Genomic DNA, 15,228 nt, shown 5'->3' with positions numbered 1-15,228 from the left:
CCGCTACAAAAAGCGTAGAGAGGCGAGCGGGAAATCCCGCCTCTCTGACCTCGACTCTTTCTATTGAGTCTAGAGTCGAGGCGCACACAGAGTCGTTGAATACGATTCTTATTTCGCTGGCAACTGCTCGTACAGCTCCGTTAGCAAACGCTCCGTTTCGTCCCAACCGATGCAACCATCGGTGATGGAGACGCCATATTGCAGCGGTCTGTCAGGATGTACTTTCTGAGTCCCTTCTTGCAGATAGCTTTCCAGCATAACGCCCATGATTGTGGAGCTGCCGGTTTTCAGCTGACGCGCCACTTCATTCAACACTTTGGACTGGTTACGAAAATCTTTCCGGCTGTTATCGTGACTGCAATCCACCATTAAACGCACGGGAAGGCCATGTTTTTCCAGCGCTTCGCTGTACTCTCTCACGCTATCTTCATCGTAGTTGGGTTTACCTCTACCACCGCGCAGCACTAAGTGAACGTGGGGGTTGCCGAGGGTTTTGCGCATTTGGGGACGTCCGCAGGTGGACAAGGTGGGGTAACAGTGAGGAGAGCGGCTGGATTGCATGGCTTGTATCGCCACTTCCACTCCGCCGTCCGTTCCGTTCTTGAATCCGACTGTGGAGGTCAGGCCACTGGCCATCTCTCTGTGCAATTGACTCTCAGTGGTGCGAGCGCCAATCGCTGTCCAGGACACCAGGTCCTGCAGGTAATCCGACACAATCGGACTCAGCGCCTCAGTCGCCAACGGCAGGCCGAGGTGCGCCAGTTCAACCATCAGTCTTCTGGCTTTGTCCAAGCCGTAAGCCATATGGTGAGATCCATCCAGTAGAGGATCGTACACCAGACCTTTCCAGCCAACGGTAGTGCGAGGCTTTTCCACGTATGCACGCATGACGATTTGCATGCGGTCGTCCAATTGCGGCTTCAGCTCCGCCAAACGGCGACCGTACTCCAATACGCCGTCGGTGTCGTGTACGGAGCAAGGCCCGACAACAACCAACAAACGCGGGTCATCGCCGTGCACAATATTATTGATGGCGGTGCGCGCACTCTCCAGCTGTGTGGCCAGGTACGCGTTAACGGGATAGCGGTGCCGAAGTTGATTGGCGGAGGGCAGAATATCACCCATCGGCTGTATTGGTGGCTCCATATGTTTCAATGTCTCGTCGATAACTGCTCTTGCCTTGATTCCCATCGACTTTACGCCGGATTCTTTGACTGTCGCTGCCTGGTTCATTGGTTCTCTCCCGGTATTACTCTGTGTCTGCATTCGATTCGTTAGTTAGTGATTCAGTTTTAAAATCAATAACTAAATCGAGACTGACACCACCATCTAGGCAGAAAGCGACCGCACACATCACTATGTTGAAGCGCCGGCGCTGGTTCCCTGTCCTCATTAGTATACGACTGATTACCCGTCATGACCTTACCCTGTTGATTACCTGTTTGCTTCAATCCAACTGCCAACGACACTTTGTTGATTCGCAGCTTCCAGTCTCGCGAGGGTATAAAAAAAGCCCCGGAGACGTTTGCCTTCGGAGCTTCTTTGAGAGTTCTTCCGGAAGGCAGCTTCGTTAAACGCGCCTTCCTGTAAACCTATGTATGCGGGGGCTCGTTAACGATGGTTATAAAAATAAAACCAAAAATGCCAACCGCTAAAATACGCACGAACGCCAGCAATCGCTGCATTGCTGGAGAAAGATTTGGAAATGTTGAGAGCGTTGTGCGTATTCATGGACTAAATACTAACCTGCGGTTTTAACAAAAAGCAACTGCAAACGGGAAAAAAATCGGCGACGTCATTACCCTCCCCCCTTTTCGACGCCCTACACCACCTGCCCTAACTGTCTTAATTTTTTCTTCAATGCCTCGTTTTCTTCCTGCAGCGCCTCCAGACGCATTTCCAAATCCGTTATTTTCGCCTTATAAGCGGAGATACTGCCGGAGTCAGAAGGCGCCGCCGTTTCTACCGGTTCTATGTCGCTGCTGAACATATGCATGTAGCGCGACTCTCTCTTGCCTGGCTCACGCGGCAACATCACAACCAACGGTCCCTGCTTGTGTTCAAGCAACCGTTTCAGCGTCGCTTCCACCGCAAGGACATCGGAGAACTCAGCCATTCTGCTAGCGCGTGAGCGCAGCTCTCCTGGCGTTTGAGCGCCTCGTAATAGGAGTTCACATACCAGCGCCACTTGCTGCGCATCCAGCTTAAGTTCGCCAAACTCTGTGTTACAAAAACGATGATGGTACTTTTCCACCCGGCTTCCATAACTGCTGCCTTTAACCAAATCCTTACGCTGCAACGCTTCCAGGGTCTGCCGGACAGTCGCTTCATCCAGTTCCAGCACCGGATGGCGGTTGTTTTTCTGATTACAGGCGTTCACCAGCGCATTCAGCGACAACGGATATTGGTCCGGCGTAGTGATTTCTTTTTCCAGCAATACCCCGACCACACGGGTTTCGTACAACGTCAGATCTTTTTTCATTTCCCCTCTCCTTACCCGTTATCGACCACTGATTTCAATTTATTGGTATCCCTGGCTGCGTAGATGGGTCAGCAGTATGCGTTTGGCTTCGTTGATTTTCGCCGCCAGATAATTACTGCCGCCGCGATCGGGGTGAAATTTCTGCATCAGACGACGATGCGCCTCCACGACCTCATCTTCACTCAATTCATGGTCCGTCAGGCCAAGCACATCTTTGGCGTCAGCCAGCGTCATGGCCTCATCATGATTTGGCGCGTTTTCCACATCGTCCACGGAGAACTGAGTTCGCCAATGCACGCCATAGACCCGTTCAAAATAGGTCTCCAGAATCTCAATGGAGTCTTGATAGTCTCTCACCGCAGAGCGATAGAGGTTCGCCAGACTGGCCACATCCATAACTTGCAAGTTCTGTCCAGAGTAAGGGCCAGCCAGGACTTCTCCATCCATCTTGCCGCTGCGGTGATCCAGCGTCATGCGCAGCAGGCTGGTCTCGATGCTGGATTGCCCGCCGCTTCCCGCGACTGCGTCGCGACCGGCGCTAAAAAGTTTGCGCAGTAGGGGCAACCACTGCATTACGGAAGGAAGACGTTTGAACAGCAACAGGAGCGCCGCAAACAAAGCAGCGATAAAATTCAACCGGCCGGTCACTACCAGCAATAGAATAACGACTCCGCCAACGCCTAATGCGAGATAGGTCAGATTTTTCTTTCTTTTTTCTGGCGGAGCCTGAAATACATGCTGCAGCAACCAGAAAAAAATTAACGCCAGCAAGAACCCCAATATCAGTTGCACTTCGCTTTCCTTATTGTCGCCGCCATGTCAGGGCGTCTTGGTATTTGTCTTCGGCCCAGGAAGTTGTCGCCTTAGCTCCAGCAAGCGAGGACCGCCTCTACGACTGTACGCTTCCAGCGCAGGCAGGCCGCCACGCGCATACTCGGCAACGGCGCCGAGCAGTTCCTTTAATTGTTCGGCGCTGCCTTCGTCAAATCGACACCAGGCGCCGCCGGAAAGTCTGGCGATGTCTTTATACACAGCTTCCACGCCCGCATCATAGCCTTCCTGAAACATAAAGACCGGCGCGCCGATAATGCCAAGCTCCCCCGCTTGTCTCAATAACCCGGAAGCGTCTTCCTCTAACGCGTCGCCGACAAACACCAACGCCTGGACCTTACGTTTCAAGGCCTCTGACCTTCCGTGCGCCAGCACTCGGCCGATCTGTGTTTGGCCCGCCATACAATATACGGAGGTCATCGCCCGCACCAAGGCATTTGCGTCAGTCACCCAATCCGAACAATTAAACTCCCTGAGTCCTCGATAATAGACAAACTGTACCTGCAGTCCTTTCACATCACCGGCGCTCAGAAACATTTCCGCCTGCAGCTGACTCGCCTGATCCCAAAGCCGCTGACGACTCATCGTGGCGTCAACAGCGAATATGAGGCGGCCGCTCCCAGGAGAGTGCGCCAAGGGCGTCGTTTTGACCTTCTGCAGAAAGTGCTGGATCGCCTGTTTGCTGGCCGGCAGCGTATTCGGTCTCGCTGGCGTTTTATTCATGGCATTGCCTCCGCAAACCGATTCTCTGTTAAATATACTAAAAAATATTGTTGGTTAAGCGCTTAAGCGGCGGCGCCAGCAACAAAATTAATGTTATCCCGGACTCTTCACCCACAAATTATTAGAAAACTGGGCGGGAAGTCCTTAGAGTACATGCTTTTCTATTTCCAAGCGCCAACGCGCCCGGCGACGCCAAAAGCCTGTTATCAGAGTCAGTCTGAGCACGCAACGTCGCGCTTTTCGTCCGGCACAATAGTTACGAGGTTCAAGGTGATTGTCTATCAAGGTCATGAGGGCGCTTACTCCCATCTGGCGTGTAAGCAAGTATTTCCCGATCGTGAAGCGCGGGCTTGCGGCTCGTTTCGCGCCGCCATGGAAGAAGTGGAGCAAGGCAAAGCTGAACTGGCGATGATCCCTCTGGAAAACTCCACCGCAGGACGTGTGGAGGAGATTTACCGCTTGATTCCGCAAATGAGTCTGCATATTCAGGAAGAGCACTTTGAAGCCGTAAACCATTGCCTCATGGCGCTTCCCGGCGCGCGTCTGGAAGATCTGCGCGTCGTCGGCTCACACCCACAGGCGCTGGCGCAATGCGCCGATCACATTCGCGAGCTGGAACTGGACCCAGTCGCCACGTTGGATACCGCCGGCGCCGCGCTGGAAGTCAGCCAAAGCGGAGACATGTCCAAGGCCGCAATCGCCTCCCGCCTGGCGGCGGACCTGTACGGACTGAATATCCTGAGAGAAAACTTCCAGGATAAAAGCGGCAACACCACTCGCTTCATTATCCTGTCTCACGAGAACAAACTCCCTCCCCTGGAGCCTGGAGTGAAGTACATCACCTCCCTGCTCTTCCGGGTGCGCAATATTCCCGCCGCGCTATACAAAGCTTTAGGCGGGTTCGCCACCAACGGCGTCAATCTGGTTAAACTGGAAAGTTATATGCCTGGCGGCACCTTGAACGCCAGCCAATTCCATGTGGACATTGAGGGGCATATCGACTCGCCGAACATGAAGCTGGCCTTGGAAGAGCTGACCTTCTTCGCCGAAGATATTCGTATGTTGGGCACATACCGGGCTCACCCAATGCGCGCCAGCCGCAGCTTTCACGACTAACGCTCCCGGCCCTGCGCTCGCCTGCGCGACGGGCTTTCCGTAACTCTGATCAAGGTGATTGAACACATGACACATTCCCTACACGACATTTCAACGTTCGCAGTGGATCTGGCGTTGCAGGCCGGCGAGTTAATGGAGAAAGAACAGCGCAACGCAGAATATGAAACCAGCTTCAAAAATCATCAGGAGCTGGTGACTTCCGTTGATCTGAAAGTCGACGAATTAATCCATAAGCGCATCCGCGCCAATTATCCAGATCACGCGATTTTGTCAGAAGAGAATATGTCTGATATCGGCAAAGTCGGCGACCTCAACGGCCCACTATGGGTAATCGACCCCATCGACGGCACTGTCAATTTCGCCCACGGCCATTATCAGGTGGCGGTATCAATCGCCTATTTTGAAGGAGGCGAAGCGCAAATCGGCGTGGTGCACTGCCCGTTTCAGAAAGAAACCTTTCACGCCATGCGCGGGCAGTATTCACTGCGCAATCACAAGCAGATCCAGGTCAGCGGCGCGACCAATTTGCGGCAAGCGCTTGTCGCCACCGGCTTCCCTTACGATAAAAGCCGATTGCCGGAGCTGATTCAACGGCTGCAGGCAGTAATGATGGAATGCCAGGATATTCGGCGCATCGGCTCGGCGGCGTTAGATATTTGCTGGGTCGCGATGGGACGCCTGGACGCCTATTACGAAACCGTCAGCCCCTGGGATTGCGCGGCCGCGCGCCTGATCGCCCAGGAAGCGGGAGCAAGCTGCAGCAATTTAACGGCGGCGCCGGAGGGTATGCCAGAGGAGCTAAACAGCAAGGATTTGCTCATCGCCAGCCCGGCGTTGTATCAGCCTTTGGCGGACATTCTGCTAAAAACCCTGTAATCCGTTGCTTTAATGTTCTTTGCCCGCTGGCGGCTCAGCCGCACCAGCGGGTTTCTCGTAATCCCCTTCACGCATGGCGCGCATGTACTGATCCCAAATACCTTGACGCTTTAATTGGCCCAACTGTTCGTTGAAGACTTTCAACAGCTCTGGGCTGGCGGGGTTATCCCGGGGAAAAATAAGGTGCAGGGTTTTGGTGTGAATCGGCCGGGGATGGTGGGTCAGCAACTCTTTTTGATGCGGATACATGTGACGAACGGTGCTGTAACCGACTTCTTTATCCTGAGGAAACAGCTTAATGCGCCCCATCAGCAACAATTGCATGTTTTTTTCGTCACTGGCGATGCGTTTCACCATTAGCTCGCCGCCACTCTCCGCCTTTTCAAAGGCTTCGCCATAGTAGTAGCCCAGCGTGGCGCCGATTGAATATCCTTTCAGATCAGACAACTGTTCCCACTGAACAGGCACTTCTTTCAGATGAAAGAATACCTGCTCACCACTAACCAGAGGATTGCTGCAATAGAACTCCTGTTCCCGGTCCGGTGAGCAATAGTAAGGCATGGTCGCATCCCAAACGCCATCTTTGACCAGCTGATATCCTCTCGCCCAGGGAAAGTTCTGAAACTTCACCTGATAACCCGCGCGGTTAAAGGCGGTCGTGATGATATGCCCCAAAGCGCCCCAGTGCGGCTGAATCTCACTGACGTAAGGCAGCCATTCTCCGGTGGCGATGCGGACCGTTTTGCCCTCGTCAGCAGGCGCTCCCGCTCCCATAGCCGGTCCGGCGAATCCCAACCACAAAGCAAACACGCTGCATAATGCAGCGTGCAATCGATAAATACCCGTCACTGGCGATTTCCAAAAACCTGTATATGGTTGTACTTATGGCGGGAGAGTGTACCACGCAGCCCATTACATTCTTGTACAATAGTCTCAGTCCAGCCCAAAGTAATCCATAACCCGTTTGTACTACAAACGAACAATAGGAGCGCTTCGGGCTCACTTTAACATAGTTAAAAGAATAGCTGCTTTCAAACGAACAGGTGTTGGGAGATAAAACCCCAGTGCTCATCCCAGCCTTGCAGAGGATCAATGCGGAAGCCGGAACGGATGAAACGATGCATGTTCCCTTCGATAAGGCTCAGAAAGAGTTGCGCGCTGTCTAACTGAGTCAGCTGAGTGCGCTGGCCATGCAACACGTCTCCATCCCGCAGCATACTGCGAAACTCGGTTTCTAAACGCTCGAAGAAAGAGGCTGCGCGAGCGCGCAATTTATCTTTTTCTCCTTGCAGCGCATCGCCGAGCAATAGACGGCACATGCCGGGATTGCGCTGTGCGAAGGTCAGGCACAACAATACGGATTTATTAATTTTCTGGGCGGTGCTGATCTCCTCAGAACGGATCAGCTTGATGCGGGAAAAAATGCTCTCTTCAATAAACTCAAACAATCCTTCAAACATCCTCCCTTTGCTGGGGAAGTGCCGATACAAGGCGGCTTCCGAAACGCCGACCGTTTTCGCCAGCTTGGCCGTGGTAATACGCTCCCCCGGCTCGTCCTGCAGCATCTGCGCGAGGCATTGCAGAATTTGTTCTTTACGATTGTTCCGATCTTTACTCATTTTTCCCAGGTTCTCCTTGGTCAAAAACAACACAACCAAACTACGGATCTAGATAGCGCGGTGCGTTGGTTCCCTTATAACGCCCGCTCACGCCTGCCCCATCTCAGGCGTATCGCTTCAGCTCCCCAAAGTAGCCACCCCAGAATGAAAGCCATGCCTCCGGTGGGTATGAATCCATTGGGAAAACTGAACTGCAATAAAGTCTTGGCGTACAATCCGCCGCAGAACAAAACAAGCCCTGCGGCGAAAAAGGCCGCCACAATACCATAAGCCTTGCGCGACCAAAATCCCCGCGACAGCGCCAGGATGATAAGCCCCATTGCATGCAAAGAGTGGTAGCGCACGGCGGTTTCAAAACTGCCCATCGCCTCAGGGTGATAATGCGCGACCAAATGCGCTCCGACGGCGCCCATGGCCACCGACACCCCCATCAGAATCAGGCCGACCGCAAGTATACCTGAGCCGCCATGTTTATCTTCCTCACGCATGCGCCACCTCGGTCATTTCCATTGTGTCCAGATTGACGGCGCGCAAGGTTCCTCCCCATACGCACCCCGTATCCAACGCCACAAAGCGGGCTCGTCCGGTATTCCCTTGCAACGCCGCCCAATGACCAAACAGAATCGTCGCATCGTCTTGCCTTGGATAGCTAAACCAGGGCGCATACCCCGGCGGCGCAGTTTCAATCTTTTCTTTGTGCTTGAACTCAAGACCGCCTTTTGCGTCCAGAAAGCGCATGCGCGTGAAATAGTTGGTGATGCAACGCAAACGCTCCAGCCCTGTCAGATCGTCCCGCCAGCAAACCGGTTCATTACCGTACATATTTTGAAAGTAGGTCTTGGCGTCCGGGCCCCGCAGCGCCCGCTGCAACTCCGCCGCCAAGGTTAACGCCTGGGAGACGCTCCACTGTGGCGGCAAGCCGGCATGGCTCATAAAGATATTACGGTCGGAGTCATAGTAGGCGAGCGGGTGGCGCAGCAACCATTGCATCAGCTCCTCGCAATCCGGCGCTTGCAGAATGCTCTGAAAGGTATCCTTGCGTTTTATCTTTTCGCCGCCGTAGTACACAGCCAGAGCATGCAGGTCGTGATTGCCCAGCACGCTAAGCGCGCTGTCACCCAGGCTTTTAATGTAGCGCAGGCATTCAAGAGAGTGCGGCCCCCGGTTGATCAGGTCCCCCGCAAACCAGAGCGAATCCACTGCGGGATCAAAACTCAACTTGTCCAGTAAGCGTTGTAAGGGCTCAAAACAGCCCTGTATGTCTCCGATCGCATAAGTCGCCATAACCAGGAGTCACATCTTTGTCGTTACGTTTAAGTATGCCCTTCGAACGGCGCGAGAGCGCCTAATGCAGAACGCGGGGCGCGGCGAGTATAAAGCGGGGAATCTCCGCGTTGAACAGATGACCATCGTCAGCCAGCATCTCGTAATGCCCTTCCATCGCGCCAACTTCCGTATCCAGTACGCAGCCGCTGGAATATTCATAGCTCGCGCCCGGTTGAATTACCGGCTGCTGTCCAACCACGCCGTCACCGGTGACTTCCTGCTCCTTGTTGTCGCCGTCGATGATCAGCCAGCGCCGCCGCAACAGCTGCGCCGCACGCGCGCCTTCATTAAGGATAGTGATGTGATAGGCGAACACAAAGCGGTTATTGTCCGGGTCCGATTGTGACGCGATAAACTGCGTGCGAACAGTTACCCGAATATCGTACAAAGACGTCTCACTCATCTGCCTGGTCCCTTATGCTCAGCGGATTACACGCTGGCGCTGATATTCTTATGATTCGTTTTCCAGCGGGTGATCATATACATAGTCCGCGATTCTCACAAACTCAGGCAGCCCGAGTCGTTCCGGCCGGATTTGTGGGTCAATGTCCAGTGATTGCAGCGCGTCTACGGTAATCAACTGCTTGAGCGTATTGCGTAAGGTCTTGCGGCGCATGGCGAACGCCTGCCGCACCACTGTGGTCAGCGTTCCAACATCTTTGCAGGTCAGCGGCGGCTCCGTGTAGGGCGTCAGCCTGACGATGGCCGACCACACCTTGGGTGCGGGCTGAAAGGCGCCCGGGCCGACATTGAACAAGGACTCCACCTTGCAGTAATACTGCGCCATGACGCCCAGGCGTCCGTATGCGTCCTCACCGGGCTTCGCAGCCAGGCGGTCCACCACTTCCTTCTGCAGCATGAAGTACATGTCCTGCACCAGCCCACGAAAAGTCAGCAGGTGGAAAATCAGCGGCGTGGAAATGTTGTACGGCAGGTTGCCGACCAAGCGCATTGGCCGTTCCGGCGTCGCCAGTTGCGTGAAGTCGAATTTCAGCGCATCGGCTTCAATGACATTGAACTGCGGATAATTAAAAAACTTTGTACGCAGAATGGGCGTCAGATCCCGATCCAACTCCACCGCCGTCACAGAGCCGCCGCTCTTCAGCAGCTCTTCCGTCAACGCGCCCAGACCCGGCCCGATTTCCACCAGATTCTGGTCTGGCTTTGGGTTGATGGACCGCACGATCCGATCAATGACGCCCTGATCATGCAGGAAGTTCTGCCCAAAACGCTTGCGCGCCTGATGCCCGATGTTCTCGTTATGCCTTCCCATGAATGCTTCCCCGACTGCGCTCAACCATATTAATTGCGTATTCCAAAGCGGTTTCCAGACTGCCGCCGTCCGCCTTACCCGTCCCGGCAAGATCCAGCGCGGTGCCGTGATCAACGGAAGTACGGATAAAGGGCAAGCCCAATGTGATGTTTGCGGCGCGCCCGAAGCCCTGGTACTTCAACACGGGCAAACCCTGATCGTGGTACATAGCCAGCACGGCGTCGCCCGTCTCCAGGACTTTCGGCGTAAACAGGGTGTCCGCCGGCAACGGGCCAATGAGATTCATCCCCTGGCCACGCAAACGCTCCAGCACTGGCTGGATAATGTCGATTTCCTCACGCCCCATATGGCCGCCCTCACCCGCATGGGGGTTAAGGCCAGCCACAATGATGCGCGGGTCAGCAATACCGAACTTGTATCGCAGATCTTTATGCAGGACGGTAATCACCCGCTCCAGGCGTTCATCAGTAATGCTGCGGGCGACTTGCGACAAAGGCAGATGGGTTGTGACCAGCGCCACTTTCATTGTATCCGAGGCCAGCATCATCACTACTTGCGACACATTGCTGAGCTGCTGCAAATACTCGGTATGCCCGGAAAAGGCGACGCCTGCATCATTGATTACACCCTTATGCACCGGCGCCGTCACCATGGCGTCAAATTCCCGTTGCAGGCAGCCTGTTATAGCGCGACGCAGGGTATTCAACACGTACTGGGAGTTGGCGGGATTCAGCTCGCCAGGAATCACTGGGGCGCCGCAGGATACGGGCAACACCAACGCGGCCCCCGGTTGACGGGCATGAGGCGGACTATCATCCCCTGGCGAATAAATTTCCACTTGTAGCGGAAACCCCAGGCTTTCCGCCCGTTTAAGCAATACTTCCGGATCGCACACAAACACCAAATCGGCCGGCCAGCTCTTTTGCGCCAGAGCGACGCAAATATCCGGTCCGATGCCCGCCGGTTCTCCCGGGGTGATCGCTATTTTCAACGTCTGGCTCCTGTCCGTCGCCGTCAGTAGCGCTTCCCCTCGGCGGAGAGGCGCTGGGTCGTCATGTTAAAGCTTGAGCTGAACGAACGCTTCGTCGCGGATTTCGTTCAACCAGTTCTGCAATTCTTCTTCGTACTTGCGACGATGCAGCACCTGTCTGGCCTGACTGGCCATCAGGCGCTCGCCGATATCCGCCTCACGGCGATCCTGCACCTGCAGGATGTGCCAGCCGAATGTGCTCTGAAATGGCTTACTGACAGCGCCGACAGGAGTTTCCCGCATCATTTGGTCAAACTCAGGCACCATGTCGCCGGGGCTCACCCAGTCCAAGCTACCGCCAGCGGCTGCGCTGACAGCGTCGTCGGAATAGGCCTGGGCCAGTTCAGCGAAATCTTCGCCTGCTTGCACTCTGGTATAGATTTCTTCAATCAGCTTTTTCGCAGCGATGTCGTCGCGCAACTCATTTTGCTGCACCAGGATATGCCTGACCTTGGACTGCTCAACCACTTTGCTGGCGCCGCCGCGCTTTTCCAGCATGGCGACGAAGTGCACGCCGCTGCTGTTGCGAATGGGTTCTGAAGTCTGGCCAGGAGCCAATTTGGGGGCGACGTCGGCAAACAGGGACGGCACCTGATCCGGCTTACGCCATCCCAGGTCTCCTCCTTCCGTGGCGGTTGATGCGTCGGAGTAAGTGATCGCCAGTTGTTTAAAATCAACGCCTTGATCAAGCTGGCTTCTGATCTTCTCAACCTTGCTCTCCGCTTCTTTACGCTGGGCTTCAGAAGGGTTTTCCGGCAAAGCGATCAGGATATGGGCCAGGTGATACTCTTCCGCCCGCTGCTGTTTGGCGGAGGCGGATTTAAGAAAGTCGTTCACCTCTTTCTCAGTCACTCGCACCCGGCTGTCAACGCTGCGTTGCTGAACACGGGAGATGATCATTTCACGGCGAATCTGCTCACGGGCGTTTTGATATGTGACGCCTTCTTCACTCAACGCCTGCTGGAACTGGTCCAGGGTCATGCCGTTCTGCTTGGCGATATTCTGCATGGTCTGGTTCAGTTGTGAGTCGCTGACCCGGATGCCTCCGCGGTCAGCCATCTGCATCTGAATACTTTCCAGCACCAGCTGCTCCAGCACTTTCTCCTGCAATACTGACTCCGGCGGCAAGGAAGTCTTTTGTTGACGCAGTTTGTCTTTGATGCGGCTGGCGCGGTCTTGTAACTCGGAATACAGCACGATGTCGTCGTTAACCACCGCCACTACGCGATCAAGCTCCTGCACCTGAGCGTGAACCAGGCATCCCTGGAGCAACAACAGCGCGCCCAGCGCTTTAAGTATGGCGGATCTGAAATTAAGTCTTAGCGTTTTCATGAAACCCTGTATATCTGAATAAAACTGTACTTTGATCAACTCTGTTCATCGCCGTCCGTCACTACGGCGGGAGATGGGCCCGTAATGCCGCCCTACCATTGATAACGCTCCGTGCGGTAGGTTTCGCGCTCGTTGAAGTTGCGCATTTCCTTAGCCATCACATCCTCGAAGCGGCTGCCTATGTTGCCCAGGCCGCGCAATTGGAAGCGCAGAAAGACGCCATGATCCAGCTCACTGTTTTCGGTATCGTCCGCATCTTTCAGGAAGCTTCTGGCGATAACCTGAAAGCGCCAGCAGCAGTCGTTGTATTCTACACCGGCCATAGTACCGATGGTACGGTGATTGACCAGGTCAAAAAACCAGCGACCCAACACGCTGACGGAATCCGTCACCGGGAAAAGCACGGACACGTCCGTCTGCTCCAGGTCGTTATGGGTATATCTGTGGCTCAGGTTGAGCAGCTTGCGATATTCCGGATCGTGGAACGCCAACGTGGTGGCGCCTTTCTCAGTCTGACGCTCCTGCCAGTCCCACAGCCCTTCCACTTTGAAGTCGAATCTGTCGTTCGGACGCCAGACCAGCTCTCCCGCCCAGGGCGATTCGCTTTCATCACTGAGACCTTCCGTCCCCAACCCTACCTGTTGATCCTCGTAGTAGAAGATCTGACCGACGCTGGCGCGCAGGCGCTCGGCGCCCGTGGCGCGGTCGTTGAAACGCGAGGTGACGCCCAGCGTAAGTCGATTGTTATCGCCAACGCGATCGCCGCCAACGAAGCGGTCTTCTTTATAGAGTTGGGAATAACTGAACGTCGCCACGGAGGTGTCGAAGTCAGGGATATCGTCCTGATCCTGCTCCGGGGAATAAACGTAAAACAAACGCGGCTCAAGGCTCTGATTGTATTCATCGCCGAACAGCGTCAACGTACGATCGAAATACATGCCCGCATCAAGGCTGTAGAAAGGCACGGTGCGGCTGATGGACTCATCCAGCCCGGTAGCGCGCTGCTCCAGCTGATAATCCGTGTGATCGAGGCGCAGTTTCGGCGTCAGGTAACCCCAAGTTGTAGACAGAGGGAGCTTGAGACTCGGTTGCGTACGCCAGCGGGCGCCCACCACTTGCTGATCCCTGGCCGGATCAAGGTTTTCGTCATCACGCCAAAAATAGGTGAACTCCGACTCCAGACCAAACGCCACCGGATCAAAATCGCGCCCCCAGCCAAAACTTAACTGCGGCAGCAACATGTAAGGGCGGTCGTTATCCACGATATCGTCGTCGACCGTCTGATAGCCCTGCACATGGCTCTTGAAGCTGTAACCGCCCCCCAAGTAAGCGACATCCCAGGAGCGCTTGATATGGGTTTCCTGCTGGATCTCCAGAGTACGGTTAAGATCGTTGAGATAGTCCTTGTCGCTCACCACGTTGTAATCGATAGTGGAGCGCCAGTTCTTGCTCACGTCATAACGGTTGGTGAAGTCCAACGCCCAACGACGGCCGCTTTCATTCGGGTTCTCTTTGCTGAACTCGCTATCATGGGCGATATAACCAAGACGCATTTCACTGTAGGTGTCTTCGGTCAACCAACGTCCTTCCAGCTCAGACAACAAGCCGCGGCCGTGCATATACAAGGGTGAATAAGTCGCGTCATAGTCAGGCGCCAAGTTGAAATAGTAAGGTATGCCGAAAGACATGCCCCGCCCGGTATTCGACGTACCGATGGTTGGATACAAGAAGCCGCTTTTACGGCGATCGTCGATAGGAAAGCGCAGATAGGGGAAGTACATCACCGGGACATCTTTGACCCGCAATGTCATATGCTTGGCGGTCCCTTCGCCTTGCTCGCGATCCAGAATGATCTCGCTGGCGGCGATAGACCAGTCGTTATGCATCGGATCACAGGTGGTATAGCTGCCGTCTTCGATGCGCACCAGCTGTGCGTCGGCGCTGCTTATCCGCTCGGCGTCGCCGCGGGCGTGGCGTTGGTGTATCAAGTAACTGGCGTCGGACAGGCTAAAGTCTTTGCTGTCCAGGTTGTAGCGGGCCGTCTCCCCGTGCAGCAGCAGCCCGGGAGCCCGGGCGGCCTTCAGGCCCTGTAAATCCACCACATTGGTCTGGCGATCCAACTCAACCTGATCCGCTTCCAGCCACCAGGCGCCTTGCTGCGCTTTGACATTGCCTTGCAGACGCATGGCGGATTCGCTGGGCGAAATCAGTGTGTCAGAGCGAGCCCTTAGCGCCTCGTTATCTGAAGTAGAGGGAGTAGAAGGAGCATTGACGAAGCCATACTCCGGTTCGACATAGGTTCCTCTGCATTGAGGCTCCAATGTCATCATTTGCTGCGGGGTCAGGAATTCGCGCATTCGCCAGTCCAGCATGGCGGCGGACTGCGGTGCGGAATCCGCATGCGAGGACCCTGTCGAAGCCACACCGACCACTCCGGCGAGCATGTAACAATAGCCGGCGCGCAGACGCTTCCGCCCTTCCTTCATAAAACCCCTTGATTCATTTTTGGAAATGCCCGCCATCCAACGATATTCCCCGATGACGGCAGCCGTAATTTGGAACCGGACATGATAGCGGCGCAGGCAACGTCAGTACAGCCGCAATATTCGGTTACGCCGGC

The 15,228-nt window shown here is 54.9% G+C and carries 15 protein-coding genes; 2 read left to right on the top strand and 13 right to left on the bottom strand.

Annotation, left to right across the window (positions count from 1 at the left end; all coding sequences use genetic code 11):
- Positions 1 to 108: 108 nt before the first annotated feature.
- The 4 genes from O5O45_RS29745 to O5O45_RS29730 form a co-directional block, all read right to left on the bottom strand.
- Complete coding sequence (locus O5O45_RS29745; RefSeq protein WP_305902882.1) at positions 109 to 1,233, bottom strand: 3-deoxy-7-phosphoheptulonate synthase; 1,125 nt, start codon at positions 1,231 to 1,233, stop codon at positions 109 to 111.
- A gap of 589 nt (positions 1,234 to 1,822) precedes the next feature.
- Positions 1,823 to 2,482 carry a YceH family protein gene (locus O5O45_RS29740; RefSeq protein WP_305902881.1) on the bottom strand — a complete coding sequence of 220 codons (660 nt, stop codon included), beginning with the start codon at positions 2,480 to 2,482 and terminating at the stop codon, positions 1,823 to 1,825.
- Between the two features lie 39 nt (positions 2,483 to 2,521).
- A complete protein-coding gene (locus O5O45_RS29735; protein WP_305902880.1) occupies positions 2,522 to 3,274 on the bottom strand; it encodes a J domain-containing protein in 753 nt (250 codons plus the stop codon).
- A gap of 27 nt (positions 3,275 to 3,301) precedes the next feature.
- Positions 3,302 to 4,036 (bottom strand): VWA domain-containing protein, encoded by a 735-nt coding sequence (locus tag O5O45_RS29730; protein WP_305902879.1) that lies wholly within the window; start codon positions 4,034 to 4,036, stop codon positions 3,302 to 3,304.
- A gap of 270 nt (positions 4,037 to 4,306) precedes the next feature.
- Between O5O45_RS29730 and O5O45_RS29725 the strand changes: the two genes are divergently transcribed.
- Together O5O45_RS29725 and O5O45_RS29720 are read left to right on the top strand one after the other, a co-directional pair.
- Entirely contained in the window at positions 4,307 to 5,152 is an 846-nt protein-coding gene (locus O5O45_RS29725) for a prephenate dehydratase (RefSeq protein WP_305902878.1), read from the top strand.
- Between the two features lie 66 nt (positions 5,153 to 5,218).
- Positions 5,219 to 6,028 (top strand): inositol monophosphatase family protein, encoded by an 810-nt coding sequence (locus O5O45_RS29720; protein WP_305902877.1) that lies wholly within the window; start codon positions 5,219 to 5,221, stop codon positions 6,026 to 6,028.
- A 9-nt stretch (positions 6,029 to 6,037) separates the two neighbouring features.
- On the opposite strand, the gene O5O45_RS29715 is transcribed toward O5O45_RS29720, so the two are convergent.
- The 9 genes from O5O45_RS29715 to O5O45_RS29675 form a co-directional block, all read right to left on the bottom strand.
- The gene (locus O5O45_RS29715) at positions 6,038 to 6,877 is read right to left on the bottom strand and encodes a substrate-binding periplasmic protein (protein ID WP_305902876.1); all 840 of its coding nucleotides are present in this window, start codon (positions 6,875 to 6,877) and stop codon (positions 6,038 to 6,040) included.
- Between the two features lie 182 nt (positions 6,878 to 7,059).
- Positions 7,060 to 7,647, bottom strand: coding sequence for a nucleoid occlusion factor SlmA (gene slmA, locus O5O45_RS29710; protein WP_011399804.1), 588 nt, complete (start codon positions 7,645 to 7,647; stop codon positions 7,060 to 7,062).
- Positions 7,648 to 7,721: 74 nt separating this feature from the next.
- Complete coding sequence (locus tag O5O45_RS29705) at positions 7,722 to 8,135, bottom strand: DUF423 domain-containing protein (RefSeq protein WP_305902875.1); 414 nt, start codon at positions 8,133 to 8,135, stop codon at positions 7,722 to 7,724.
- Positions 8,128 to 8,931 carry a symmetrical bis(5'-nucleosyl)-tetraphosphatase gene (locus O5O45_RS29700; protein ID WP_305902874.1) on the bottom strand — a complete coding sequence of 268 codons (804 nt, stop codon included), beginning with the start codon at positions 8,929 to 8,931 and terminating at the stop codon, positions 8,128 to 8,130. Before O5O45_RS29700 ends, O5O45_RS29705 begins: the two co-directional genes overlap by 8 nt.
- Before the next feature lie 61 nt (positions 8,932 to 8,992).
- A complete protein-coding gene (apaG, locus tag O5O45_RS29695; RefSeq protein WP_216737650.1) occupies positions 8,993 to 9,376 on the bottom strand; it encodes a Co2+/Mg2+ efflux protein ApaG in 384 nt (127 codons plus the stop codon).
- A 48-nt stretch (positions 9,377 to 9,424) separates the two neighbouring features.
- A complete protein-coding gene (gene rsmA, locus O5O45_RS29690) occupies positions 9,425 to 10,246 on the bottom strand; it encodes a 16S rRNA (adenine(1518)-N(6)/adenine(1519)-N(6))-dimethyltransferase RsmA (protein ID WP_305902873.1) in 822 nt (273 codons plus the stop codon).
- Positions 10,233 to 11,237 (bottom strand): 4-hydroxythreonine-4-phosphate dehydrogenase PdxA, encoded by a 1,005-nt coding sequence (gene pdxA / locus O5O45_RS29685; protein ID WP_305902872.1) that lies wholly within the window; start codon positions 11,235 to 11,237, stop codon positions 10,233 to 10,235. Before pdxA ends, rsmA begins: the two co-directional genes overlap by 14 nt.
- Before the next feature lie 66 nt (positions 11,238 to 11,303).
- Positions 11,304 to 12,608, bottom strand: a complete 1,305-nt coding sequence (locus tag O5O45_RS29680; protein ID WP_305902871.1) for a peptidylprolyl isomerase — start codon at positions 12,606 to 12,608, stop codon at positions 11,304 to 11,306.
- A 92-nt stretch (positions 12,609 to 12,700) separates the two neighbouring features.
- Positions 12,701 to 15,094 (bottom strand): LPS-assembly protein LptD, encoded by a 2,394-nt coding sequence (locus O5O45_RS29675; protein WP_305902870.1) that lies wholly within the window; start codon positions 15,092 to 15,094, stop codon positions 12,701 to 12,703.
- Positions 15,095 to 15,228 lie beyond the last annotated feature (134 nt).

This window comes from Hahella sp. HNIBRBA332 (assembly GCF_030719035.1).
Classification (GTDB): Bacteria; Pseudomonadota; Gammaproteobacteria; order Pseudomonadales; family Oleiphilaceae; genus Hahella.
Note: the sequence above shows the minus strand (reverse complement) of the source record. Positions and strands in the feature narration are given on the sequence as shown.